The organism is Noviherbaspirillum suwonense (genome assembly GCF_900182955.1).
Classification (GTDB): Bacteria; Pseudomonadota; Gammaproteobacteria; order Burkholderiales; family Burkholderiaceae_D; genus Noviherbaspirillum_A; species Noviherbaspirillum_A suwonense.
This window is the reverse complement of sequence record NZ_FXUL01000011.1, coordinates 162544-185043: the sequence shown is the minus strand read 5'-3', so window position 1 is coordinate 185043 and position 22500 is coordinate 162544. Positions and strand designations below refer to the sequence as shown.

Here is a 22500-nt window from a genome sequence, read left to right as displayed (position 1 = left end):
AAGCGTCCGAAACTCGCTTCGCTCAGACAGCGGACGCTTCTTTATCCGATTTCGGCACCAGCGACGTGGCGTCATCAACGGGGATTCACTGCAACGGCAACGGCCACTTCACAAGCAACGGCAGCTGCAACTGCAACTGCAACTGCAACTGCAACTGCAACTGCAACTGCAACTGCAACTGCAACTGTCGCTGCGCGGAGCTAACTGCAACTGCAACTGTCGCTGCGCGGAGCTAACTGCAAGGGCAACCGTGCGCTACGCATTGGCCCGCTGGCCCACCAGCCCACTCACACCCACCCGAACCATCCCAATATCCCGCCCGCCGCCAGCAGCCACAGCAAATGTACCCGCGTCTTCCAGACAACCAGCGCCGTCACCGCCGTGACCATCCATAACGGCCAGTCGATCGCCAGCTGCCCATGAGCGCTGCTCATCAACCACCCCGTAGCGAGAATCAGCCCAACCACCACCGGCGCCATGCCCTGCTTGAACGCCCTGACCGACCGCAGGTCGCGATTGTTGTGCCCCCAGCGGGAAGCGACATAGGTCAGCGTCGCGCTGGGAAGCAGCATGCCCGTCATGGTGATCGCCATCCCAAGCAGCGCGTTCGACAGGCTGCCCGAGTTGAGGCCAACCTGCCATCCCATCAGCGCCACGAACAGCACGTTGGGTCCCGGGGCCGCCTGGGCCAGAGTGATGGACGCGTTGAACTGGGGTTCGGTCATCCAGCGCTGCTGGTCCACCAGGTAGCGATGCATGTCGGGCGCGGTGCTGATGGCGCCGCCCACAGCCATCAGCGACAGCGACAGGTAATGCGTGAACAGGTCGAGCCAGTCGGCCGGGTGCAGCTGCAGCAGCGCGCTCATGGCTTGATCCGCATCCAGGTCAGCACGCAGGCCAGCAGGCCGAGGCCGGCCAGGACGTAGAGCAGCGGCAGGTGCAGCAGCGCCACCGCGGCGAAACAGAGCGCGGCCAGCAGCAGGCAGGCGGGGCGGCCCAGCGGGTGGCGGGCCAGGGCGGGCGTGAGCTTGATGCCGCTGGCGATGATCAGGCCGGCGGCGACCGCGCCCATGCCGCGCAGCGCGCCGGCGACGCCCGGGTGGCCGGCATAGCGGCTGTAGGCCAGCGCCATCAGCAGCACCACGATCAGCGGGAACACCAGCATGCCGGCCAGGGCGGCGAGGGCGCCGGGCAGGCCGAAGTAGCGGCTGCCTATCATCATCGACAGGTTCACGACATTCGGGCCGGGCATGATCTGCGCGACTGCCCAGTCTTCGATGAACTCCTCCCTGGTCAGCCAGCGCTTGCGTTCGACCAGTTCGAGCTGGACCACGGCAAGCACGCCGCCGAAGCCCTGCAGCGCGAGAAAGGTAAAGGAAAAGAACAGGTCGGCCAGCGAGCGGGGTTGCGGATGGTCCTGCGGCGGTTGTGGATTCATGAAATAGACGGTCAGGGGACCCGTCATCCTAACATTCGGCACATGGTTCGACCACAGGCAAACCGGGGCGGGATGGGTTTCGGTTAAGCTGGCGCCTTCTGCAAGGAGGCCATCCATGAAACCCGCCAAGTACTTCCTGTCCGCCACGCTGCTGTGCTGCGCCGCGGCCCATGCCGAAACGGTGGGCGAGGTCAGCACCGTGTTCAAATTCATCGGACCCAATCACAAGATCGTGGTCGATGCGTATGACGACCCCAAGGTCGGCGGCGTCGCCTGCTACCTATCGCGCGCGCGGACCGGCGGCATCAAGGGCGCGATCGGCATTGCCGAAGACAAGGCCGACGCCTCGGTCGCCTGCCGCCAGGTCGGCGAGATCCGCTTCAACGGCAAGCTGCCGCAGCAGGAGGAAGTCTTCAGCGAACGCTCGTCCATCCTGTTCAAGCGGGTGCGCGTGGTGCGCATGGTCGACGTCAAGCGCAATGCGCTGATCTACATGGTCTATTCGGACCGGCTGATCGAGGGCAGCCCGCAGAACAGCGTGACCGCGGTGCCGCTGCCCGCGGGACAGACGGTGCCGCTGGAAAAGTAGGGGCTGGCCGGCCCATATCTTGCAATGACGTAGAAAGACGCAGGCGTGCCGCCGGACAGAGCGCCGGGCCGCATGCAATCGTGTCGTATTGACATGCACGATTTACATGGCGCGCAGCGATTACATGGCGCCTGCGCCGGGATCGATGTACCGTCGCCATGCTCAATTTATCGGAGAACATTTCATGAAAATCGCTCGTGGCGCCTTGCCTGTGCTGGTCCCCGCGCTGGTTCTTCTGCTTGCCGGCTGCGAGCAGGCGACCCTGCCGCTGAAGGCGGGCACCGGTCCCAACCCGACCCTCCCTCCGCCCAACCATACGCTGCTGCCGACCGTGCACATCGCGCCGGCCAAGGGCTGGCCGCAAGACGGCAAGCCGACCGCGGCGGCCGGACTGGCCGTGGCCGCCTATGCGTCCGGGCTCGACCATCCGCGCTGGCTGTACACGCTGCCCAATGGCGACGTGCTGGTGGCCGAAACCAATGCGCCGCCCAAGCCGGAGGACAGCAAGGGCATCAAGGGCAAGATCATGAAGCTGGTGATGAAGCGGGCCGGCGCCGGCACCCCCAGCGCCAACCGCATCACCCTTCTGCGCGACGCCGACGGCGACGGCGTCGCGGAGATGAAAACCGTGTTCCTCGAGGGCCTCAATTCGCCGTTCGGCATGACGCTGGTCGGCAACACGCTGTACGTCGCCAACACCGATGCGGTGGTGCGCTTCCCGTACAAGGCCGGCGAGACCCGCATCAGCGGCGAGGGCGTCAAGGTGGCCGACCTGCCGGCCGGGCCGATCAATCACCACTGGACCAAGAACGTGATCGCCAGCCGCGACGGCCGCAAGCTGTACGTGACCGTGGGCTCCAACAGCAACGTCGCCGAGAACGGCATCGAGGCCGAGGAAAATCGTGCGGCGATACTGGAAATCGATCCGGCCAACGGCAAGACGCGGCTGTATGCCTCGGGCCTGCGCAATCCGAACGGCATGGCCTGGCAGCAGCAGACCGGGGCGCTCTGGACCGTGGTCAACGAGCGCGACGAAATCGGCAGCGACCTGGTGCCGGACTACCTGACGTCGGTGAAGGAAGGCGCGTTTTATGGCTGGCCGTACAGCTACTACGGCCAGACCGTCGACGCCCGGGTCAAGCCGCCGCGCCCGGAAATGGTGTCGAAGGCGACCAAGCCCGATTACGCGCTGGGGCCCCATACAGCTTCGCTCGGCCTGGTGTTCTACCAGGGCGACCTGCTGCCCAAGCGGTATGTGAACGGCGCCTTCATCGGCCAGCACGGCTCTTGGAACCGCAAGCCGCGCAGCGGCTACAAGGTGGTGTTCGTCCCATTCGACAAGGGCATGCCGGCCGGAGAGACCGAGGACATCCTGACCGGCTTCGTCAACGACGACGGCGACGCGCTCGGGCGGCCGGTCGGCGTCACGGTGGATAAGTCAGGCGCGCTGCTGGTGGCCGACGACGTCGGCAACGTGATCTGGCGCGTGACGACGGCGAAATAGCCTTACGCTCCTGCAGCCCCGGGTTGCAGCGGCTGGCCGGCTAGCGGCGTTGCGCGTCCCGCATCACGCGCGCGAGCTGGTCAGGCCGCCCGCCACGTATCGCCATCCATAACCGCCTTCCCCTCCGCGGCCAGCTTTTCTAGGTGCGCAAACAGCGAGCGGGCCGCCATCGCATGGCGCTCGGCCGGCACGTCGTCATAGACCCGCGGCAGCAGCGCATCCAGCGTTGCGCCGCTTTCGCGCAGTGCGCGCAGCACCTTGTCCTCGCGGGTCTGCCGGTGCGCGAGCAGCCGCCGCACCGCCCGGTGCGGATGGTCGATCAGGAAGCCATGGCCCGGCGCCAGCCATTCCAGGTCCTCCTGCAGCAGCGCCCGCAGCGCATCGAAATACGCCTGCATGTTTCCGTCCGGCGGGTTGATGACCACGGTCGAGCCCTGCATGATGTGGTCGCCCGTGAACAGCAGCTTTTCCTCTTCCAGCAGGTAGCACAGGTGATTGGATGCATGGCCGGGCGTGTGCACGACCCGCAGCGTCGCATTGCCCACCGCGATGCGCTCGCCGTGGCGCAGCACCCGGTCGGGCGCGAAGTCCTGGTCCTGGCGCGCATGGAGCGGCGCCGGCATGCCCAGCACTTCGGCGCCGGTCAGCGCTTTCAGCCGGCGCGCGGCCGGCGAATGGTCCATGTGCGTGTGGGTCGCAAGAATATAGCGCAGCGCCGCGCCGGATTCCCGCAGCAGCGCCTCGACATGCTGCAGGTCGTCCGGGCCGGGGTCGATGACGGCCAGCGTGTCGCCGTCGCCGACCAGGTAGCTGTTGGTGCCGGGGCCGGTCATGTAGCCGGGATTGGGCGCGGTAAGGCGCCGCACCCGCTCCGACAGCTGCACCGTGCGGCCCGGCGTGATCTCGGACCAGGCCTGGCCTTCGCCGAACGGGTCGAGCTTGCCGACCTCGGCATAGGCGCGGTCGGCCGGCAGCAGCATGCGCCGGCCGCCGCTGCCGGTGGAGATGCGCGGCATCAGCGCCGGCACCGCTTCCAGCGCCTGCGCATGGGTCAGCATCGCGTCGACGCTGTCGAAGCCGGACAGCGCCCTGAGCGTCTGTATCGTCGCAAACACCAGGTCGATCTCGCCGCGCTTCTGCATTGCAAGCGCGTCCTCCGGGCGGACCCAGGCATGGGCGATGGTCTCGACCTGGTCGGGCACCGCGACCTGCTCGGCCGGCGCGGCGGCCAGGAAGAAACGGGTGTCGAAGCGGCGCGACAGGCCGGGCGGCGTGATCCAGTGGCTGAAATAGCGCAGGTCGGTCAGCGAAGGCCGCAGCCGGCGCTCGCGGCACAGCGCATTGAAGTCCAGTTCGCCGGCCGCCACCCGCGCGCGCAGCGCGGTCAGGGCGTCGGCGTCCGGCGCAACGCCGGCGGCGTCCGTGGCCAGCAGCAGGCCGGATTCCTCGAAGGTCTCGCGGATCGCCGCGATCCAGTAGGCGAGCCCGCCCTGTTCCAGGCCCAGCAGCCGGCTGGCGACGGCGTCGTCGAAACCGGCGGCATTGTCCGCCCAGAAGGCGTCGGCGTCGCCGGGGTCGACCGCGCCGCCGGGGAAGACATAGGCGCCGGCCACGAAGTTCGCCTTCAGCGTGCGCTGCATCAGGAAGACTTCCGGTCCGTCGGCGCCGTCGCGGGCGAGGATCAGCGTGGCGGCGGGGCGCGGCGTGAGCAGGGTCGGAGTCATGCGGAGGGCCTGGGTCGGTTGGATGGCGATGATTGTAAGGCAGTGTGGAAATTTCCACATTTGGTGCGCCGCAGTACGCACATTGGTTCGATTACCGGGGGAAACTTGTTTCGCCTCCACTGCGCGGGCCGGCTGTCCGGGCCAAAATGGCTTTCTGCACTACAATCACGCTATTTTCCGAAAATAGCCCTGCCTGTGCCCAATCTAGTAGAAATCCGCGACCTGCATTTTGCCTATGGCGACCGACCCATCCTGTCCGGGCTGGAGATGGATTTCCCACGCGGCAAGGTCATTGCCGTCATGGGCGGCTCCGGCTCCGGCAAGACCACCATCCTGCGCCTGATCGGCGGCCAGCTCGCGCCGTCCCGCGGCAGCATCGCGGTCAACGGGGCGGCGATCGACTTCGACGACACGCCCGCGCTGTACCGGATGCGGCGGAATATGGGCATGCTGTTCCAGCACGGCGCGCTGTTTACCGACCTGACGGTCTTTGAAAACGTGGCCTTCCCGCTGCGCGAACACAGCGACCTGCCCGACGAGCTGCTGCGCGACCTGGTGCTGATGAAGCTGCAGGCAGTCGGCCTGCGCAATGCCGCGCAACTGAAGCCGGCCGAGATTTCCGGCGGCATGGCGCGCCGGGTGGCGCTGGCGCGCGCAGTCGCGCTGGACCCGCAGCTGATCATGTACGACGAGCCTTTCGCCGGCCTCGACCCGATTTCGATGGGCGTGACGGCCAACCTGATCCGCCGCCTGAACGATGCGCTTGGCTCGACCTCCATCCTGGTCTCGCACGATGTGCACGAGTCGTTTTCGATTGCCGACTATGTCTATTTCCTGTCGCAGGGCCGGATCGTCGCCCACGGTACGCCGCAGCAGATGCAGGCGTCGGACGACCCGTACGTGAAGCAGTTCGTCCATGCCGAGGCCGACGGGCCGGTGCCTTTCCATTATCCGGGCCGCAGCCTGGCCGAGGACCTCGGACTGGGAGCGCGCTCATGATCCTCGCCTTCCTGGCCGCGATCGGGCGCGGCGTGCGTGAATTTGTCGTCAGCCTGGGTTTCGGGACCCGCACCTTTTTCGCGGTGCTGGGCGCCTCCGGCGGCTTGCTGCGGCGGCTGCGCCTGGTGACCGACCAGATCCATTTCATCGGCAATTACTCGCTCGTCATCATCGGCGTCTCCGGCCTGTTCGTCGGCTTCGTGCTGGGGCTGCAGGGCTATTACACGCTCAACAAGTACGGTTCGGAACAGGCGCTTGGCCTGCTGGTCGCGCTGTCGCTGACGCGCGAACTGGGGCCGGTGGTGACCGCGCTGCTGTTCGCCGGGCGCGCCGGCACCTCGCTGACCGCCGAGATCGGCCTGATGAAGGCCGGCGAGCAGCTGGCCGCGATGGAGATGATGGCGGTCAACCCGCTCCAGCGGGTGCTGGCGCCGCGTTTCTGGGCCGGCGTGATCGCCATGCCCATCCTCGCCGCGATCTTCAGCGCGGTCGGCATCATCGGCGGGTATATCGTCGGCGTGCTGCTGATCGGCGTCGACGAGGGCGCGTTCTGGTCGCAGATGCAGGCGGGCGTCGATGTCTGGGCCGACGTCGCCAACGGCGCGATCAAGAGCATCGTTTTCGGCATCGCGGTGACTTTCATTGCGCTGTACCAGGGCTACGAAGCCAAGCCAACCCCGGAAGGCGTGGCGCGCGCCACGACCCGCACCGTCGTCATCGGTTCGCTGACGGTGCTGGCGCTCGACTTCCTGCTGACGGCATTGATGTTCAACAAGTAACGGTTATTGAAGCTAGGAATTCTTATGCAACGCAAATCACTGGATGTATGGGTCGGACTGTTCGTCGTACTGGGGGCGGCAGCGCTGTTGTTCCTGGCGCTGAAGGCCGGCAACATGAGTTCGCTGTCGTTCGGCAAGACCTACGACGTCACCGCCCGCTTCGACAATATAGGCGGGCTGAAGCCGGGCGCGCCGGTCAAGAGCGCCGGCGTGGTGGTCGGCCGGGTCGACAACATCGGCCTGAACGGCAAGACCTTCCAGGCGGAAGTGCGCCTGAAAATGCAGAGCGGCTATGCGTTTCCGAAGGACAGTTCGGCCAAGATCCTGACCTCCGGCCTGCTCGGCGAGCAATACATCGGCCTGGAGCCGGGCGGCGACACCAACAACTTGGCGGCGGGCGACCGCATCACCATGACCCAATCCGCGATCGTGCTTGAAAACCTGATCAGCCAATTTCTCTTCAGTAAGGCGGCTGAAGGAAAAGAGGAACAAAAACAATGAAATCCCCATCCTTGCTGGCGCCCGCACTGGGCCTCGTCATCGTCCTTTCCGGCTGCGCCACCACCGGCGGCGCCGGCAGCGGCGACAATGCCGCCGCGCGCAACCCGGTCGATCCGTACGAGCGCTTCAACCGGACCATGTTCAACTTCAATGACAAGGTCGACCAGTATGCGCTGAAGCCTGTGGCCACCGTCTACAAGCGCGTGCTGCCGTCCTTCGTGCAGACCGGCGTCTACAATTTCTTCGGCAACCTCGGCGACGTCTGGACCGCGGTCAACAACCTGCTGCAGGGCAGGGTGGCCGATGGCGTCACCGACGTGATGCGCTTCGCCGTCAACACCACGCTGGGGCTGGGCGGCCTGCTCGACATCGGCAGCGAGGCCGGCCTGCAGAAACACCGCCAGGATTTCGGCGCGACGCTGGGCGTCTGGGGCGTGCAGTCCGGCCCGTACGTGGTGCTGCCGCTGCTCGGCTCGTCCACGATGCGCGACTCGGTGGCGCTGCCGGTCGACTTCGCCGGCGACCCCTGGACCTATGTGAACCCGGACCCGACGCGCTATATCGGCACCGCGCTGCGGGTCGTCGACATGCGCGCCGGCGTGCTGGACGCGTCCAACCTGGTCGAGGATGCCGCGCTGGACCGTTACGAGTTCATCCGCGACGCGTATCTGCAGCGCCGCGCCGGCAAGATCAGCAGCAATCGCGAGCGTGGCGCCGATGCGGCCTACCGCGCGCTGCCGGATGATGATGATTTGGATACGAAATCAGACAACAGTTCGTCATTGAATGGCGGCGCAACGGCACCATCTACGGAACCCACGGGCAACAAGGATGCCCAACAGGACAAGGCGCCGGCTGCGCCAGCCGCCTCCGGCAACCAGCCGGCATTCATTCCCGCGCCGTCCGGCGAACCTGCCAAATAAGTGCAACAGCCGGCTCTTGCCGACGTCGTGAAACACACCAGGAAGCGAGATTATGTTCAGAAAACTTTTAGCAGCAATCGTTACCGTCGGCGTCCTCGGCTTTGCCGGCGCCGCCCAGGCGCAGGAAGCCGCCGACGCCTTCGTCAAGCGCATCAGCCAGGAAGTGCTGGAGACCGCCAAGTCCGACAAGGACATCCAGAGCGGCAACCAGCAGAAAATCCTGGAAGTGGTGCAGGCCAAGATCCTGCCCAACGTCGATTTCCAGCGCATGACCTCGCTGGCCGCCGGCCGCTACTGGCGCGAAGCCACGCCCGACCAGCAGAAACGGCTGACCGAGGAATTCCGCGACCTGCTGGTCTACACATATGCCGGCGCGATCGCCCAGATCCGCGACCAGCAGCTGGAATTCAGGCCGATGCGCAACGACCCGGCCGATACCGAAGTCGAGGTGCGTTCGCAGGTGGTGCAGCAGCGCGGCGAGCCGATCCAGCTCAATTACCGGCTTTCCAAGGCGGGCAACAGCTGGAAGATCTATGACCTGAACGTGCTGGGCGCCTGGCTGGTGGAAACCTACAAGGGCAATTTCGCCAGCGAAATCAGCAAGGGCGGCATCGACGGCCTGATCAAGACCCTGGCCGAGCGCAACAAGCGGCTGGCCGCCGGCGGCATCAAGACCGGCGCCAAGTCCTGAGCCAGATGTACCAGCCCGCCGAATCGCTGACCCTCGCCAACGCCAGGCTGGTGCTGTCCGAAGGCCTGCGCGCCATTGCGGCCGGCCAGCCGGAAATCGACCTGTCCCGGCTGGCGACGGTGGACTCGTCCGCCGTCGCCACGCTGCTGGCCTGGAAGCGCGCCGCCGCTTCCCGCAATGCGCCGCTGGCGCTGAAAAATGCCCCGGCCAGCCTGCAGAGCCTGGCCGGGCTGTATGGCGTGGCCGACCTCCTCTAGAGCTCCCCGGCGCGGCCCGGGTTAGCGCGCGACGGCGCATTACCCCGGGCCGCGGCCATTGCCGTCGATGGGCCGCCGGATTCGTCCGACCGGCCCATTGTCCCCGCCCCGTGTTCCCTGCCGCGGATTGCCTCCGCGGAAATCCCCTATAATCATTGCCTTTCGCCCGCCGGCCCTGCTGCCCGCGGGTTCATCCGCAACAACAAAAAGTCCGCATGGCCGCCATCCAGATAGACCAGGTAATGAAACGCTACGGCACGCTGCAAGCGCTGGGCGGTGTCACATTCTCCATTGAGGAAGGCGAGTTTTTTGGCTTGCTGGGGCCTAACGGCGCCGGCAAGACCACGCTGATCTCCATCCTCGCCGGCCTCAACCGCGCCGATTCCGGCAGCGTGAAGATCATGGGCCACGATGTCGTCAAGGATTACCGCAAGGCGCGCAGCCTGCTCGGCGTGGTGCCGCAGGAACTGGTGTTCGACCCGTTCTTCACGGTACGCGAAACGCTGCGCATGCAGTCCGGCTATTTCGGCCTGGCCAAGAACGATGCCTGGATAGACGAGGTCATGCATCACCTCGACCTGACCAACAAGGCTGACGCCAACACCCGCTCGCTGTCTGGTGGCATGAAGCGCCGGGTGCTGGTCGCGCAGGCGCTGGTGCACAAGCCGCCGGTCATCGTGCTCGACGAGCCGACCGCCGGCGTCGACGTCGAACTGCGCCAGACGCTGTGGAAATTCATCGCGCGCCTGAACCGCGAGGGCCACACCGTGGTGCTGACCACGCACTACCTGGAAGAGGCGCAGGCGCTGTGCAACCGGATCGCGATGCTGCGCGGCGGCAAGGTCGTGGCGCTGGACACCACCGACGCGCTGATCAACCGCATCTCGGGTTCGCAGCTCGAAGTGCGGCTGTCGGGCGCGGCCATGCCGGCCTCGCTGGCGCCGCTGCTGTCGCATCCGCTGGAGCCGGGCAGCAACCGGGCGGTGTTCCGCATCGCCGAATACACCGACGTCGAGCCGATACTCGCTGCGCTGCGCCAGTCCGGCGCGGTGATCGAGGACATGCAGCTGCACCAGGCCGACCTGGAAGACGTCTTTATCGAAATCATGGAAGGCAATAAATGATCGGCTTCCGCACCCTGTTCTACAAGGAAGTCCTGCGCTTCTGGAAAGTCGCGACCCAGACCCTGACCGCGCCCATCGTCACGGCCATGCTCTACCTGCTGATCTTCGGCCACGTGCTGGAAGGCCGCATGGAAGTGTATCCGGGCGTTTCCTACACCGCCTTCCTGGTGCCCGGCCTGGTGATGATGAGCGTGCTGCAGAATGCGTTCGCCAATTCGTCTTCTTCGCTGATCCAGTCCAAGATCACCGGCAACCTGGTGTTCGTGCTGCTGGCGCCGCTGTCCCACTGGGAAATGTTTTCCGCCTATGTGCTGGCCGGCATGCTGCGCGGGCTGGCGGTTGGCCTGGGCGTGTTCGTCATCACCGCCTGGTTCGCGCACCTGAGCTTCGTCGCGCCGCTATGGATCATCGCATTCGCGCTGCTCGGCTCGGCCATCCTCGCCACCATGGGCCTGATCGCCGGCATCTGGGCGGAAAAATTTGACCAGCTGGCCGCATTCCAGAATTTCCTGATCATGCCGGCAACTTTCCTGGCCGGCGTGTTCTATTCCATACACTCGCTGCCGCCTTTTTGGCTCGCGGTGTCGCATGCGAACCCGTTTTTTTATATGATTGACGGCTTTCGCTACGGGTTTTTCGGTCAATCGGACATTGCGCCCGGCATCAGCTTCGCTATCGTCGCCTCGTTCTTCGTCGTGCTTGCCGGCATTGCCGTATCGCTGCTCAAGCGCGGCTACAAGCTGCGGCACTGAAGACCGATCATGCGTTTCACCATCACCAATCTGAACAAGGCAGAAATCATGTTGCCCACTCCCGAACTCGTGAAGAGCTATATCGCCGCCGGCCTGGACTGCTCGCACCTGGAGGTCGAAGGCGACGGCCAGCATTTCAATGCAGTCATCGTGTCGCCGGCCTTTGCCGGCAAGCGCCTGATCCAGCGCCATCAACTGGTCTATGCGGCGCTCGGCGACCGCATGCGCGAAGAAATCCATGCGTTGTCGATGAAGACGCTGACACCCGAAGAATTCCAAAAGTAATGCAGAAACTGTCAATCACGGGCGGCAAGCGCCTGTCCGGCGAAATCGCCATTTCCGGCGCCAAGAACGCGGCGCTGCCCATCCTGTGCGCCGGCCTGCTAACGGCCGACACGGTCCACCTGTCCAACGTGCCGCGGCTGCAGGACGTCAGCACCATGCTCAAGCTGCTGCGGCAGATGGGCCTGCGCGCCGAGGAAGACAGCGAGCGCATCGCCATGAACGGCGCCCGCGTCGACAAGCTCGAGGCGCCATACGAAATGGTGAAGACCATGCGCGCCGCCATCCTGGTGCTGGGGCCGCTGCTGGCGCGCTTCGGCGAGGCCTGGGTGTCGCTGCCGGGCGGCTGCGCGATCGGCTCGCGGCCGGTCGACCAGCACATCAAGGGCCTGAAGGCGATGGGCGCGGATATCCGCATCGAGGCCGGCTACATCCATGCGAAAGCCAGGAAGTTGAAGGGCGCGCGCATCGTGACCGACATGATCACCGTCACCGGCACCGAGAACCTGCTGATGGCCGCGACGCTGGCCGAAGGCGAGACCGTGCTGGAAAATGCCGCGCGCGAGCCGGAAGTCACCGACCTCGCCAACCTGCTGGCGGCGATGGGCGCGAAGATTTCCGGCATCGGCACCGACCGCCTGGTGATACAGGGCGTCGACAGCCTGCATGGCGCGACCCACGCGGTGATCCCGGACCGGGTCGAGACCGCCACTTTCCTGTGCGCGGTCGCGGCCGCCGGCGGCGACATCACGCTGACCAATGTGCGCACCGACATCCTCGACGTCGCCATCGACAAGCTGCGCGAGGCCGGCGTGGTGCTGACCAGCGGCCCCAACTGGATCAGGGCGCAGATGGCCGCGCGGCCGAAGGCGGTGAGCTTCCGCACCACCGAGTATCCGGGCTTCCCGACCGACATGCAGGCGCAGTTCATGGCGCTGAACTGCATCGCCGACGGCAGCAGCCGGGTCACCGAGACCATCTTCGAGAACCGCTTCATGCATGTGCAGGAAATGAACCGGCTCGGCGCCTGCATCGGCATCGAGGGCCATACCGCGATCATCGCCGGCGTCGATCACCTGGTCGGCGCGCCGGTGATGGCGACCGACCTGCGGGCCTCGGCCTCGCTGGTCATCGCCGGCCTGGCCGCGCGCGGCGAGACCGTGGTCGACCGCATCTATCACCTCGACCGCGGCTATGACCGGATGGAGGACAAGCTGTCCGCCGTCGGCGCCGACATCCGGAGGATAGGCTGATGACTCCGCAACAACTGAACGGGCAACTGACGCTGGCGCTGTCCAAGGGCCGCATTTTCGAGGAAACCCTGCCGCTGCTGGAAGCGGCCGGCATCACGGTGACCGAGAACCCGGAAACCTCGCGCAAGCTTATCCTGTCGACCAACGACCCGCTGCTGCGGGTCATCATCGTCCGCGCGTCCGACGTGCCGACCTATGTGCAGCATGGCGCCGCCGACTTCGGCGTGGCCGGCAAGGACGTGCTGCTCGAGCATGGCGGCGAAGGGCTGTACCAGCCGATCGACCTCAACATCGCGAAGTGCCGGATGTCGGTCGCGGTGTCGGCCGGCTTCGACTATGCGAGCGCGGTGAAGCAGGGCGCGCGCCTCAGGGTCGCCACCAAGTACACCGAGACCGCGCGCCAGCATTTCGCGGCCAAGGGCGTGCACGTGGACCTGATCAAGCTGTACGGCTCGATGGAGCTGGCGCCGCTGGTCGGCCTGTCGGACGCCATCGTCGACCTGGTCAGCACCGGCAGCACGCTCAAGGCCAACAAGCTGGTCGAAGTCGAGCACATGATGGACATTTCCTCGCGCCTGGTCGTGAATCAGGCGGCGCTGAAGCTCAAGCGCGAGCGGCTGCAGCCCATCATCGACGCCTTCGAGCGGGCCTCGCACCGCTGACCACGCCGCAAACCGCATTACCGGCCAGATCGCCAATCACGCCGCTTAACCTACTGCAAACACCGGACACGCCATGCCAGTACAACTACGCAAGCTCGACTCGAACGATGCGGACTTCAACGCCCAGCTGCGCGCGGTGCTGGCGTTCGAGGCTGCCGAGGATGACGCCATCGACCGTGCCGCCGCCGCCATCCTGGCCGACGTGAAGGCGCGCGGCGACGCCGCGGTGCTGGAGTACACCAACCGCTACGACCAGCTCGACGCGGCGTCGGTGTCGGCGCTGGAAATCCGCCAGGACGAGCTGCATGCGGCATTGGCCGGGCTGGAGCCGGCGCGGCGCGAGGCGCTGCAGGTCGCCGCCGACCGGGTGCGCGCCTACCACGAGCGGCAGAAGCAGGAATGCGGCTCCGACGGCTTCCTCTACACCGAGGACGACGGCACTGTGCTGGGCCAGAAAGTCACGCCGCTGGACCGGGTCGGCATCTATGTCCCGGGCGGCAAGGCCGCCTACCCGTCGTCGGTGCTGATGAACGCGATCCCCGCGCATGTCGCCGGCGTGCAGGAAATCATCATGGTGGTGCCGACTCCGGCCGGCGTGAAGAACCCGCTGGTGCTGGCCGCCGCCGCGATCGCCGGCGTCAGCCGCGTGTTCACTATCGGCGGCGCGCAGGCGGTCGGCGCGCTGGCCTACGGCACCGACATCATTCCCGCGGTCGACAAGATCGTCGGCCCCGGCAACGCTTATGTCGCCGCCGCCAAGCGCCGCGTGTTCGGCACGGTCGGCATCGACATGATCGCCGGGCCGTCCGAGATCCTGGTGCTGTGCGACGGCAGCACCGACCCCGACTGGGTCGCGATGGACCTGTTCTCGCAGGCCGAGCATGACGAGCTGGCGCAGTCCATCCTGGTCTGCCCGGACGCCGATTACATCGAGCGCGTGCAGCAGAGCATAGACCGGCTGCTGGACGACATGCCGCGCCGCGACACCATCCGCACGTCGCTGGCCGACCGCGGCGCGATGATCAAGGTGCGCGACATGAACGAGGCCTGCGAGATCGCCAACTTCATCGCGCCCGAGCACCTGGAAATCTCGGCGGAAAACCCGCTGCAGTGGTCGCACCGCATCCGCCATGCCGGCGCGATGTTCCTCGGCCGCTTCTCGTCCGAGTCCATCGGCGACTACTGCGCCGGCCCCAACCACGTGCTGCCGACCTCGCGCACCGCGCGCTTCTCGTCGCCGCTGGGCGTATACGACTTCCAGAAGCGTTCCAGCGTGATCCAGGTCAGCGAGGCGGGCGCCCGCACGCTGGGCCAGGTGGCGGCCGAACTCGCCTATGGCGAAGGCCTGCAGGCGCATGCCCGCTCGGCCGAGTTCCGCTTCAAATGACGCGCGGGCCCGGCGTTGGATAACTGGCGCAACCGCGTTTTCTGCGAGGACGCGGTCAAGGGAATCGCGCGGCTGCCGGACGGCGTGGCCGACCTCATCATCGCCGACCCGCCGTACAACCTCGGCAAGGATTACGGCAACGATTCCGACCGGATGGAAAGCGCGGCCTACCTGGAATGGACCGCGGCCTGGGTCGACGCGGCGCTGAAGAAGCTCAAGCCCAGCGGCAGCCTCTACATCTTCCTGACCTGGCGCTACAGCCCGGAAGTGTTCGTGATGCTCAAGCAGCGGATGACGATGATGAACGAGATCATCTGGGACCGCCGGGTGCCGTCGATGGGCGGCAGCACCCGGCGCTATTCGTCGGTGCATGACACGGTCGGCTTCTTCGTCAATGCCCGCGATTATTATTTCGACATCGACGCGGTGCGCGTGCCGTACGACGCCGAGACCAAGAAGGCCCGTTCGCGCTCGATCTTCGTCGGCGCCAAGTGGCTGGAAATGGGCTACAACCCGAAGGATGTCTGGAGCGTGTCGCGGCTGCACCGGGAACACCGGGAGCGCGCCGACCATCCGACCCAGAAGCCGCTGGAAATCATCGAGCGCATGGTGAAAGCATCCTGCCCGCCCGGCGGTCTGGTGCTGGACCCCTTCCTCGGCAGCGGCACCACGGCAGTGGCCGCGCGCCGCTGCAATCGCGACTTCGTCGGCTTCGAACTCAACCCCGACTACTGCAAACTGATAGAACAACGACTGGCGGCGCTGCAGCCCGAAGCGGACGCCGCCGCAACCGTGAGCACACCATGTCCCTGATAGACAACATCATCCGTCCCGACGTCCGCGCGCTGTCCGCCTACCATGTGCAGGACGCCGCCGGCTGCACCAAGCTCGACGCGATGGAAAACCCGTACCAGCTGCCCGAAGCGCTGCGCGCGGAACTCGGCCGGCGGCTGGCCGACGTCGCGATGAACCGCTACCCGACGCCGTCCTACACCGCGCTGAAGGCGGCGATCTGCGACAAGCTGGGCGTGCCGGACGGCTACGACGTGGTGCTGGGCAACGGCTCCGACGAACTGATCTCCATGCTGTCGGTCGCCTGCGCCCGGCCCGGCGCCCGCGTGCTGGCGCCGGTGCCGACCTTCGTCATGTATGCGATGTCGGCCCAGTTCGCCGGGCTGGAATTCGTCGGCGTGGACCTGAAGCCCGACTTCAGCCTGGACCGCGACGCGATGCTGGCCGCGATTGCCGAGCACAAGCCGGTCATCACCTACCTGGCGTATCCGAACAACCCGACCGGCAGCCTGTTCGACGAGGCCGCCATCGTCGACATCCTGCGCGCGGTCGGCGACAGCGGCCTGGTGGTGGTCGACGAGGCCTACCAGCCATTTGCGCCAACCAGCTTCATGCCGCGCCTGGCCGAATTCGACAACCTGGTGGTGATGCGCACCGTCTCCAAGCTGGGCCTGGCCGGCATCCGGCTCGGCTACCTGTCGGCCAGCGCCGCGCTGCTCAATGAAATCGAGAAAGTCAGGCCGCCGTACAACATCAACGTGCTGACCCAGGCCGCCGCCGAGTTCGTGCTGGCGCACAGCGAGGTGCTGGACGAGCAGGCGGCGCTGCTGCGCGCCGAGCGCAGCCGGGTGCGCGACCTGCTGGCAGCCATGCCCGGCGTCGAGGTTTTCCCGTCGGCAGCCAATTTCGTGCTGCTGCGCATCAATCGGCCGGGGCTGGACGCGACCCAGGTCCACGCCCGGCTGCTGGAACAGAAGGTGCTGGTCAAAAATGTCGGTAAAATGCACGCTTTGCTGCATAATTGTTTGCGTGTCACGGTCAGCACCCCGGAAGAAAACAAGCTGTTCCTGGACGCCCTCCAGACCGCGCTCGCTCCCTAACCTGGTTTAATTCATGTCTACGCCACGCATTGCGGAAGTTGTCCGCAACACCAACGAAACCCAGATCCGCTGCGCCATCAATCTCGACGGCAGCGGCAAGCAGAACCTGAACACCGGCGTGCCTTTCCTGGACCACATGCTGGACCAGATCGTGCGCCATGGCCTGATTGACATCGACATCCAGGCCACGGGCGACCTGCACATCGACGCCCACCACACGGTGGAAGACGTCGGCATCACGCTGGGCATGGCGGTCGCCAAGGCGGTCGGCGACAAGAAGGGCCTGCGCCGCTACGGCCATGCCTACGTGCCGCTGGACGAGGCGCTGTCGCGCGTGGTGATCGACTTTTCCGGCCGTCCCGGCATTGAATTCCACGTGCCATTTACCCGGTCGATGATCGGCAACTTCGATGTCGACCTGGTCCACGAGTTTTTCCAGGGCTTCGTCAACCACGCGCTGATCACGCTGCATATCGACAACCTGCGCGGCGTCAACGCCCACCACCAGTGCGAAACCGTGTTCAAGGCATTTGGCCGTGCGCTGCGCATGGCCGCCGAACTCGACCCGCGCGCCGCCGGCACCATCCCGTCGACCAAGGGCAGCCTGTAAACCCGGCAACGAGGTTTCCTTTCCAACATGAACAAGATCGTGGTAGTGGATTACGGCATGGGCAACCTGCGCTCGGTGGCGCAGGCGCTGCGCCATGTCGCGCCCGAAGCCGACGTGCGCATTTCCGGTGAAGTCGCGGACCTCCGCGCCGCCGACCGCATCGTGCTGCCAGGGCAGGGCGCGATGCGCGACTGCATGCGCAGCCTGCGCAGCTCCGGGCTGGAAGAAGCGGTGATCGCCTCGTCGAAAATCAAGCCCCTGCTGGGCGTCTGCGTCGGCGAGCAGATGCTGTTCGACTGGAGCGAGGAAGGCGACACGCCCTGCCTGGGCCTGCTGCCCGGCAAGGTGGTCCGCTTCAACCTCGAAGACCGGCTGCAGGAAGACGGCTCGCGCTTCAAGGTGCCGCAGATGGGCTGGAACCGCGTGCGCCAGACCGCGGGCCACCCGATGTGGGAAGGCGTCGCGGACAACAGCTATTTCTATTTCGTCCACAGTTACCATGCGGCGCCCGGCGACGCGACGCATGTCTACGGCGTAACCGACTACGGCGGCGAATTTGCGTGCGCGGTCGGACGCGATTATATTTTCGCCACCCAGTTCCACCCGGAGAAAAGCGCTTCGGCCGGCTTGCAGCTGTACCGCAACTTTGCAAACTGGAAGCCCTGAGCATTTCCTCCATTTCTTCCATCAACCTGACATTCCCCCTTAGCCATGCTGCTAATACCTGCTATCGATCTCAAAGACGGACACTGCGTACGCCTGAAACAGGGCGACATGGAGCAAGCGACCGTATTTTCCGAAGACCCGGCCGAGATGGCGCGGCACTGGCTGGCCCAGGGCGCGCGCCGCCTGCACCTGGTCGACCTGAACGGCGCGTTTGCCGGCAAGCCGCGCAATGAGCTGGCCGTCAAGGCCATCATCAAGGCGGTGCGCGAGTATGCGATCGACAACGATGTCGACGAGATCCCGGTGCAGCTCGGCGGCGGCGTGCGCGACCTCGACACCATCGAGCGCTACCTGGACGGCGGCCTGTCCTACATCATCATCGGCACCGCCGCGGTCAAGAACCCGGGTTTCCTGCACGATGCCTGCAGCGCCTTTCCCGGCCAGATCATCGTCGGCCTGGATGCGAAGGACGGCAAGGTCGCCACGGATGGCTGGAGCAAGCTGTCCGGCCATGAAGTGCTGGACCTGGCGAAGAAATTCGAGGACTACGGCTGCGAGGCCATCGTCTACACCGACATCGGCCGCGACGGCATGATGGGCGGGGTCAACATCGAGGCCACCGTGCGCCTGGCGCGCAGCATGACGATACCCGTCATCGCTTCGGGCGGCGTGCATGACATCCGCGACGTCGAGGCGCTGTGCGCGGTGCAGGACGAGGGCATCGAAGGCGTGATCTGCGGCCGCTCGATCTACGAAGGCTCGCTCGACCTGCGCCAGGCGCAGGAACGGGCCGACGACCTGTCCAGCGTCGACGCGCAGCGCGAAGCCGGGCAGTCATGACACTGGCAAAACGCATCATTCCCTGCCTGGACGTCACGGCCGGCCGGGTAGTGAAAGGCGTCAACTTTGTCGAGCTGCGGGACGCCGGCGACCCGGTGGAAATCGCGCGCCGCTACGACGACCAGGGCGCGGACGAGCTGACCTTCCTCGACATCACCGCGTCGAGCGACGAGCGCGACCTGATCCTGCACATCATCGAGGCGGTGGCCTCGCAGGTCTTCATCCCGCTGACGGTGGGCGGCGGCGTGCGCGTCGTGGAAGACGTGCGGCGGCTGCTCAACGCCGGCGCCGACAAGGTCAGCATCAACACCTCGGCCGTCACCAACCCGCAGCTGGTGCGGGACGCGGCCGACAAGTACGGCTCGCAATGCATCGTCGTCGCCATCGACGCCAAGCGCGGCGCCGACAACCGCTGGGAGGTCTATACCCACGGCGGCCGCAAGAACACCGGGCTGGACGCGGTCGAATGGGCGCGCAAGATGCAGATGCTGGGCGCCGGCGAAATCCTGCTGACCAGCATGGACCGCGACGGCACCCGCTCCGGCTTCGACCTGGCGCTCACGCGCGCGGTGTCGGATGCGATCAGCATCCCGGTCATCGCCTCCGGCGGCGTCGGCGGCCTGCAGGACCTGGCCGACGGCGTGAAGACCGGCCATGCCGACGCGGTGCTGGCGGCCAGCATCTTCCATTACGGCCAGCACACGGTGCAGGAAGCCAAGCGCTACATGGCCGAGCGCGGCATCGCGGTGAGGCTGGCATGAGCGTCAAGGCAAAATGGCTGAACAAGGTGCGCTGGGACGAGAACGGCCTGGTGCCGGTGATTGCGCAGGAAGTGGCGACCAACGACGTGCTGATGTTTGCCTGGATGAACCGGGAAGCGCTGTCGCGCACGGTCGAGTACGGCCAGGCGGTCTACTGGAGCCGCTCGCGCAAGAAGCTGTGGCACAAGGGCGAGGAGTCCGGCCACGTGCAGAAGGTGCACGAGATCCGGCTCGACTGCGACGAGGACGTGGTGCTGCTGAAAGTCGAGCAGGTCGACGGCATCGCCTGCCATACCGGCCGGCATTCCTGCTTTTTCCAGAAATTCGAGGGCAGCGCCGCTGACGGCGAGTGGCTGGCGGTCGACCCCGTGCTGAAGAATCCCGACAGCATTTACAGTAAAGAGAAACCAAAAGCATGAGCGATACCTTAAGGCGGCTGGCCGAAGTGATCGAGTCGCGCAAGCCGGCGAACGGCGGCGACCCCGACAAGTCCTACGTCAGCCGGCTTTTCGCCAAGGGCGACGACGCGATCCTGAAAAAGATCGGCGAGGAAGCGACCGAAACGGTGATGGCGGCCAAGGACGCGCGCGTCGACGGCGACAATGCCAAGGTGTTGTACGAATGCGCCGACCTCTGGTTTCATACGCTGGTCATGCTGGCGCAGTTTAATCTGACGCCGGACGACGTGCTCAAGGAACTGGCGCGGCGCGAAGGCATCTCGGGCATCGAGGAAAAAGCGAGCCGCAAGCTGTCCTAGCGCGGGCATGAAGAGCGGCGCGACTGAATATCGCTGCTGACAACGCCTTCGACATCGCCGCGGCAACCAATGGAGAACAAGTTGGACAACTGTATTTTTTGCAAGATCGCAGCCGGCCAGATCCCTTCGAAGCTCATCCACGAGGACGAGGACCTGATCGCATTTCACGACATCAACCCGGCCGCGCCGGTCCATGTGCTGATCGTGCCCAGGGAACATATCGCGACGCTGGCCGACTGCGGCGAACGGCATGCGGCGTTGTTGGGTAAAATGATGCTGCTCGCGCCGAAACTGGCGCAACAATTGGGTTGCGGCTACGACGCCGAAGCCGGCGCCGGTGGCTTCAAGAGCCTGTTCAACACCGGACCGGATGGCGGGCAAGAGGTATACCATCTGCATCTGCACGTCATCGGCGGACCGCGTCCGTGGCGCGGACAGCGGTAATCCGGCAAATCAATCTGGAACACAGCGTTCCGCAAGGAGAAACAAATGGGTTCATTCAGCGTATGGCACTGGCTCATCGTGCTGGTCATCGTGATGCTGGTATTCGGCACCAAGAAGATAGGCAACATGGGTTCCGACCTCGGCAAGGCAGTCAAGGGCTTCAAGGACGGCGTCAAGGGCGAGGAAGACCGGGTTGCCGGCGCGCCGCCGACGGTGGCCGACAAGGCGACCATCGACGTCGAGGCCAAAGAAAAGAACCGGAGCTGACAGCGCATGCATATCGCGCAGGGTAGCGCCCCATGATCGATCTCGGCCTGACCAAGATCGCCATGATCGGCGTGGTGGCGCTGGTCGTGATCGGCCCGGAAAAGCTTCCCCGCGTCGCGCGCATGGCCGGCTCGCTGTTCGGCCGCGCGCAGCGCTACATCAATGATGTGAAGCAGGAAGTCAGCCGCGAAATCGACCTCGACGAATTCCGCAAGATGCAGGCCGAGGTCAGGGACGCGGCGAGCACGGTCGAGCAGTCGATCTCGCAGAATGCGTCGGAAGTGCGCGACGCCGTCAGCAGCGGCTGGAACGACGATTTCACCGGGTCGACCAACCCGCTGATCGACCCGCCGACGCCCGAGCAGCATTCGGTCAAGGCAAAAGGTTTCCGCAAGAAGAAGCTGGCCCGCACGTCCGCCGTGCCGACCTGGTTCAAGCGGCAAAACGGCCGCAAGTCCCGGGTCATTTCAGGCGCCGCCCGTGTCGCCCGGTATCGCCCCGCAGGCAGCCGCAAATCCACCAACTCGTTTTATTAAATGGCTGAAGAACCGCAAGCCGGCGCGCAGGACACCTTTATTTCCCACCTGGTAGAACTGCGCAATCGCCTGGTCAAGGCGGTGGCCGTGGTGCTGCTCGTCTTCCTCGCGCTGGTCGCCATCTGGCCCGGCCCCGCCGCGGTCTACGACTTCATCGCCCGCCCGATGATGATCGCGCTGCCCGGCGACGCAAAAATGATCGCCACCGGCGTGATCACGCCATTCCTGGTGCCGATGAAGGTGACGCTGCTGGCGGCCTTCATCATCGCGCTGCCGTGGGTGCTGTACCAGGTCTGGGCCTTCGTCGCCCCCGGCCTGTATACCCATGAGAAGCGGCTGGTCGCGCCGCTGGTGGTGTCCTCCTCGCTGCTGTTCGTCCTCGGGGTCGCATTCTGCTACTTCTTCGTGTTCGGCAAGGTGTTCCGCTTCATCTACGACTTTGCGCCGAAATCGATCACGGTGGCCCCGGACATTGAAAACTATCTCGACTTCGTGATGACCATGTGCCTGGCGTTCGGGGTGACCTTCGAAGTGCCGGTGGTGGTGGTGGTGCTGGTGCGGATGAATCTGATGACGGTGGAGAAGCTGAAAGCCATCCGGCCGTATGTGATCGTCGGCGCGTTCGTGATCGCAGCGGTGGTGACGCCGCCGGACGTGATGAGCCAGCTGTTCCTGGCGGTGCCGATGTGCGTGCTGTTTGAGATTGGGTTGCTGGCGGCGCCGTTGTTTGCGCGGGCGACGCGGGCGCCGGAGGAAAATACGGAGGGAAGCTCGGGGGGGTGAGGTGGGGGCATGCCTGCGGGGAGGTTGGTGGCGATGGCCGTTGCGGTTGGCCTTGCCCTTGCCGCTGCCGCTGCTTGTG

Annotated in this window: 30 protein-coding genes; 27 read left to right on the top strand and 3 right to left on the bottom strand. The window is 65.6% G+C overall.

Translation table 11 applies throughout. The annotated features are described in order from the left end of the window. Positions 1–204 (top strand): hypothetical protein (locus QOL82_RS15515; RefSeq protein WP_283443192.1); only part of this gene is annotated, 204 nt, incomplete at its 5' end. A gap of 83 nt (positions 205–287) precedes the next feature. Here QOL82_RS15515 and QOL82_RS15510 read toward each other — a convergent pair. Further along, positions 288–866 carry a chromate transporter gene (locus QOL82_RS15510; protein ID WP_283443191.1) on the bottom strand — a complete coding sequence of 193 codons (579 nt, stop codon included), beginning with the start codon at positions 864–866 and terminating at the stop codon, positions 288–290. Next, positions 863–1465 carry a chromate transporter gene (locus QOL82_RS15505; protein ID WP_283443190.1) on the bottom strand — a complete coding sequence of 201 codons (603 nt, stop codon included), beginning with the start codon at positions 1463–1465 and terminating at the stop codon, positions 863–865. Before QOL82_RS15505 ends, QOL82_RS15510 begins: the two co-directional genes overlap by 4 nt. An 88-nt stretch (positions 1466–1553) precedes the next feature. Here QOL82_RS15505 and QOL82_RS15500 point away from each other — a divergent pair, with 88 nt between their 5' ends. Together QOL82_RS15500 and QOL82_RS15495 are read left to right on the top strand one after the other, a co-directional pair. Beyond that, a complete protein-coding gene (locus tag QOL82_RS15500; protein WP_283443189.1) occupies positions 1554–2027 on the top strand; it encodes a CreA family protein in 474 nt (157 codons plus the stop codon). Positions 2028–2211: 184 nt separating this feature from the next. Continuing rightward, positions 2212–3531, top strand: a complete 1320-nt coding sequence (locus QOL82_RS15495) for a PQQ-dependent sugar dehydrogenase (RefSeq protein WP_283443188.1) — start codon at positions 2212–2214, stop codon at positions 3529–3531. 80 nt (positions 3532–3611) lie between these two features. Here the strand turns inward: QOL82_RS15495 and QOL82_RS15490 are convergent, their stop codons facing one another. Further along, positions 3612–5255 (bottom strand): MBL fold metallo-hydrolase, encoded by a 1644-nt coding sequence (locus QOL82_RS15490; RefSeq protein ID WP_283443187.1) that lies wholly within the window; start codon positions 5253–5255, stop codon positions 3612–3614. 195 nt (positions 5256–5450) lie between these two features. Between QOL82_RS15490 and QOL82_RS15485 the strand changes: the two genes are divergently transcribed. The 24 genes from QOL82_RS15485 to tatC all read left to right on the top strand — a co-directional run bounded on the left by QOL82_RS15485 (position 5451) and on the right by tatC (position 22421). Next, the gene (locus QOL82_RS15485) at positions 5451–6254 is read left to right on the top strand and encodes an ABC transporter ATP-binding protein (protein WP_283443186.1); all 804 of its coding nucleotides are present in this window, start codon (positions 5451–5453) and stop codon (positions 6252–6254) included. Further along, the gene (gene mlaE, locus QOL82_RS15480) at positions 6251–7033 is read left to right on the top strand and encodes a lipid asymmetry maintenance ABC transporter permease subunit MlaE (protein ID WP_283443185.1); all 783 of its coding nucleotides are present in this window, start codon (positions 6251–6253) and stop codon (positions 7031–7033) included. Before QOL82_RS15485 ends, mlaE begins: the two co-directional genes overlap by 4 nt. 24 nt (positions 7034–7057) lie before the next feature. Further along, on the top strand, positions 7058–7534 hold the full coding sequence (gene mlaD, locus QOL82_RS15475) for an outer membrane lipid asymmetry maintenance protein MlaD (protein ID WP_283443184.1): 477 nt from the start codon (positions 7058–7060) through the stop codon (positions 7532–7534). Next, positions 7531–8457 carry an MlaA family lipoprotein gene (locus QOL82_RS15470; protein WP_283443183.1) on the top strand — a complete coding sequence of 309 codons (927 nt, stop codon included), beginning with the start codon at positions 7531–7533 and terminating at the stop codon, positions 8455–8457. The genes mlaD and QOL82_RS15470 overlap by 4 nt, the downstream gene beginning before the upstream one ends. 52 nt (positions 8458–8509) lie before the next feature. Beyond that, positions 8510–9148, top strand: a complete 639-nt coding sequence (locus QOL82_RS15465) for an MlaC/ttg2D family ABC transporter substrate-binding protein (protein WP_283443182.1) — start codon at positions 8510–8512, stop codon at positions 9146–9148. 5 nt (positions 9149–9153) lie between these two features. Next, positions 9154–9405, top strand: a complete 252-nt coding sequence (locus tag QOL82_RS15460; protein ID WP_283443181.1) for an STAS domain-containing protein — start codon at positions 9154–9156, stop codon at positions 9403–9405. Positions 9406–9620: 215 nt separating this feature from the next. After that, positions 9621–10529, top strand: coding sequence for an ABC transporter ATP-binding protein (locus QOL82_RS15455; protein ID WP_283443180.1), 909 nt, complete (start codon positions 9621–9623; stop codon positions 10527–10529). Continuing rightward, on the top strand, positions 10526–11281 hold the full coding sequence (locus QOL82_RS15450; RefSeq protein WP_283443179.1) for an ABC transporter permease: 756 nt from the start codon (positions 10526–10528) through the stop codon (positions 11279–11281). The genes QOL82_RS15455 and QOL82_RS15450 overlap by 4 nt, the downstream gene beginning before the upstream one ends. A gap of 48 nt (positions 11282–11329) precedes the next feature. After that, on the top strand, positions 11330–11566 hold the full coding sequence (locus QOL82_RS15445; RefSeq protein ID WP_283443203.1) for a BolA family protein: 237 nt from the start codon (positions 11330–11332) through the stop codon (positions 11564–11566). Then, entirely contained in the window at positions 11566–12816 is a 1251-nt protein-coding gene (gene murA / locus QOL82_RS15440) for a UDP-N-acetylglucosamine 1-carboxyvinyltransferase (RefSeq protein WP_283443178.1), read from the top strand. Before QOL82_RS15445 ends, murA begins: the two co-directional genes overlap by 1 nt. A gap of 14 nt (positions 12817–12830) precedes the next feature. Next, a complete protein-coding gene (hisG, locus tag QOL82_RS15435) occupies positions 12831–13478 on the top strand; it encodes an ATP phosphoribosyltransferase (RefSeq protein ID WP_283443202.1) in 648 nt (215 codons plus the stop codon). 73 nt (positions 13479–13551) lie between these two features. Beyond that, the gene (hisD, locus tag QOL82_RS15430; protein WP_283443177.1) at positions 13552–14865 is read left to right on the top strand and encodes a histidinol dehydrogenase; all 1314 of its coding nucleotides are present in this window, start codon (positions 13552–13554) and stop codon (positions 14863–14865) included. A gap of 15 nt (positions 14866–14880) precedes the next feature. Beyond that, positions 14881–15678 (top strand): DNA-methyltransferase, encoded by a 798-nt coding sequence (locus tag QOL82_RS15425; RefSeq protein WP_283443176.1) that lies wholly within the window; start codon positions 14881–14883, stop codon positions 15676–15678. Further along, on the top strand, positions 15669–16757 hold the full coding sequence (gene hisC / locus QOL82_RS15420) for a histidinol-phosphate transaminase (RefSeq protein WP_283443175.1): 1089 nt from the start codon (positions 15669–15671) through the stop codon (positions 16755–16757). The genes QOL82_RS15425 and hisC overlap by 10 nt, the downstream gene beginning before the upstream one ends. A 13-nt stretch (positions 16758–16770) precedes the next feature. Then, positions 16771–17367, top strand: a complete 597-nt coding sequence (hisB, locus tag QOL82_RS15415; protein ID WP_283443174.1) for an imidazoleglycerol-phosphate dehydratase HisB — start codon at positions 16771–16773, stop codon at positions 17365–17367. A gap of 27 nt (positions 17368–17394) precedes the next feature. Continuing rightward, positions 17395–18033, top strand: coding sequence for an imidazole glycerol phosphate synthase subunit HisH (gene hisH / locus QOL82_RS15410; protein WP_283443173.1), 639 nt, complete (start codon positions 17395–17397; stop codon positions 18031–18033). A gap of 45 nt (positions 18034–18078) precedes the next feature. Further along, a complete protein-coding gene (gene hisA / locus QOL82_RS15405) occupies positions 18079–18873 on the top strand; it encodes a 1-(5-phosphoribosyl)-5-[(5-phosphoribosylamino)methylideneamino]imidazole-4-carboxamide isomerase (protein ID WP_283443172.1) in 795 nt (264 codons plus the stop codon). After that, on the top strand, positions 18870–19634 hold the full coding sequence (gene hisF, locus QOL82_RS15400) for an imidazole glycerol phosphate synthase subunit HisF (protein ID WP_283443171.1): 765 nt from the start codon (positions 18870–18872) through the stop codon (positions 19632–19634). Before hisA ends, hisF begins: the two co-directional genes overlap by 4 nt. Next, positions 19631–20053, top strand: coding sequence for a phosphoribosyl-AMP cyclohydrolase (hisI, locus tag QOL82_RS15395; RefSeq protein ID WP_283443170.1), 423 nt, complete (start codon positions 19631–19633; stop codon positions 20051–20053). Before hisF ends, hisI begins: the two co-directional genes overlap by 4 nt. Next, positions 20050–20391 (top strand): phosphoribosyl-ATP diphosphatase, encoded by a 342-nt coding sequence (locus tag QOL82_RS15390; protein WP_283443169.1) that lies wholly within the window; start codon positions 20050–20052, stop codon positions 20389–20391. The genes hisI and QOL82_RS15390 overlap by 4 nt, the downstream gene beginning before the upstream one ends. Positions 20392–20472: 81 nt before the next feature. After that, a complete protein-coding gene (locus tag QOL82_RS15385; RefSeq protein ID WP_283443168.1) occupies positions 20473–20835 on the top strand; it encodes a histidine triad nucleotide-binding protein in 363 nt (120 codons plus the stop codon). Between the two features lie 45 nt (positions 20836–20880). Further along, complete coding sequence (tatA, locus tag QOL82_RS15380; RefSeq protein WP_283443167.1) at positions 20881–21102, top strand: Sec-independent protein translocase subunit TatA; 222 nt, start codon at positions 20881–20883, stop codon at positions 21100–21102. 32 nt (positions 21103–21134) lie between these two features. After that, positions 21135–21638, top strand: coding sequence for a Sec-independent protein translocase protein TatB (tatB, locus tag QOL82_RS15375; RefSeq protein WP_283443166.1), 504 nt, complete (start codon positions 21135–21137; stop codon positions 21636–21638). Further along, on the top strand, positions 21639–22421 hold the full coding sequence (gene tatC, locus QOL82_RS15370) for a twin-arginine translocase subunit TatC (protein WP_283443165.1): 783 nt from the start codon (positions 21639–21641) through the stop codon (positions 22419–22421). The last annotated feature ends 79 nt before the right edge of the window (positions 22422–22500 follow it).

Coding starts and splice junctions, on each gene's coding strand:
- QOL82_RS15510 (WP_283443191.1), bottom strand. CDS start 866: ATGAGCGCGCTGCTGCAGCTGCACCCGGCCGACTGGCTCGACCTGTTC.
- QOL82_RS15505 (WP_283443190.1), bottom strand. CDS start 1,465: ATGACGGGTCCCCTGACCGTCTATTTCATGAATCCACAACCGCCGCAG.
- QOL82_RS15500 (WP_283443189.1), top strand. CDS start 1,554: ATGAAACCCGCCAAGTACTTCCTGTCCGCCACGCTGCTGTGCTGCGCC.
- QOL82_RS15495 (WP_283443188.1), top strand. CDS start 2,212: ATGAAAATCGCTCGTGGCGCCTTGCCTGTGCTGGTCCCCGCGCTGGTT.
- QOL82_RS15490 (WP_283443187.1), bottom strand. CDS start 5,255: ATGACTCCGACCCTGCTCACGCCGCGCCCCGCCGCCACGCTGATCCTC.
- mlaE (WP_283443185.1), top strand. CDS start 6,251: ATGATCCTCGCCTTCCTGGCCGCGATCGGGCGCGGCGTGCGTGAATTT.
- mlaD (WP_283443184.1), top strand. CDS start 7,058: ATGCAACGCAAATCACTGGATGTATGGGTCGGACTGTTCGTCGTACTG.
- QOL82_RS15470 (WP_283443183.1), top strand. CDS start 7,531: ATGAAATCCCCATCCTTGCTGGCGCCCGCACTGGGCCTCGTCATCGTC.
- QOL82_RS15465 (WP_283443182.1), top strand. CDS start 8,510: ATGTTCAGAAAACTTTTAGCAGCAATCGTTACCGTCGGCGTCCTCGGC.
- QOL82_RS15460 (WP_283443181.1), top strand. CDS start 9,154: ATGTACCAGCCCGCCGAATCGCTGACCCTCGCCAACGCCAGGCTGGTG.
- QOL82_RS15455 (WP_283443180.1), top strand. CDS start 9,621: ATGGCCGCCATCCAGATAGACCAGGTAATGAAACGCTACGGCACGCTG.
- QOL82_RS15450 (WP_283443179.1), top strand. CDS start 10,526: ATGATCGGCTTCCGCACCCTGTTCTACAAGGAAGTCCTGCGCTTCTGG.
- QOL82_RS15445 (WP_283443203.1), top strand. CDS start 11,330: ATGTTGCCCACTCCCGAACTCGTGAAGAGCTATATCGCCGCCGGCCTG.
- murA (WP_283443178.1), top strand. CDS start 11,566: ATGCAGAAACTGTCAATCACGGGCGGCAAGCGCCTGTCCGGCGAAATC.
- hisD (WP_283443177.1), top strand. CDS start 13,552: ATGCCAGTACAACTACGCAAGCTCGACTCGAACGATGCGGACTTCAAC.
- hisC (WP_283443175.1), top strand. CDS start 15,669: ATGTCCCTGATAGACAACATCATCCGTCCCGACGTCCGCGCGCTGTCC.
- hisB (WP_283443174.1), top strand. CDS start 16,771: ATGTCTACGCCACGCATTGCGGAAGTTGTCCGCAACACCAACGAAACC.
- hisH (WP_283443173.1), top strand. CDS start 17,395: ATGAACAAGATCGTGGTAGTGGATTACGGCATGGGCAACCTGCGCTCG.
- hisA (WP_283443172.1), top strand. CDS start 18,079: ATGCTGCTAATACCTGCTATCGATCTCAAAGACGGACACTGCGTACGC.
- hisF (WP_283443171.1), top strand. CDS start 18,870: ATGACACTGGCAAAACGCATCATTCCCTGCCTGGACGTCACGGCCGGC.
- hisI (WP_283443170.1), top strand. CDS start 19,631: ATGAGCGTCAAGGCAAAATGGCTGAACAAGGTGCGCTGGGACGAGAAC.
- QOL82_RS15390 (WP_283443169.1), top strand. CDS start 20,050: ATGAGCGATACCTTAAGGCGGCTGGCCGAAGTGATCGAGTCGCGCAAG.
- tatA (WP_283443167.1), top strand. CDS start 20,881: ATGGGTTCATTCAGCGTATGGCACTGGCTCATCGTGCTGGTCATCGTG.
- tatB (WP_283443166.1), top strand. CDS start 21,135: ATGATCGATCTCGGCCTGACCAAGATCGCCATGATCGGCGTGGTGGCG.
- tatC (WP_283443165.1), top strand. CDS start 21,639: ATGGCTGAAGAACCGCAAGCCGGCGCGCAGGACACCTTTATTTCCCAC.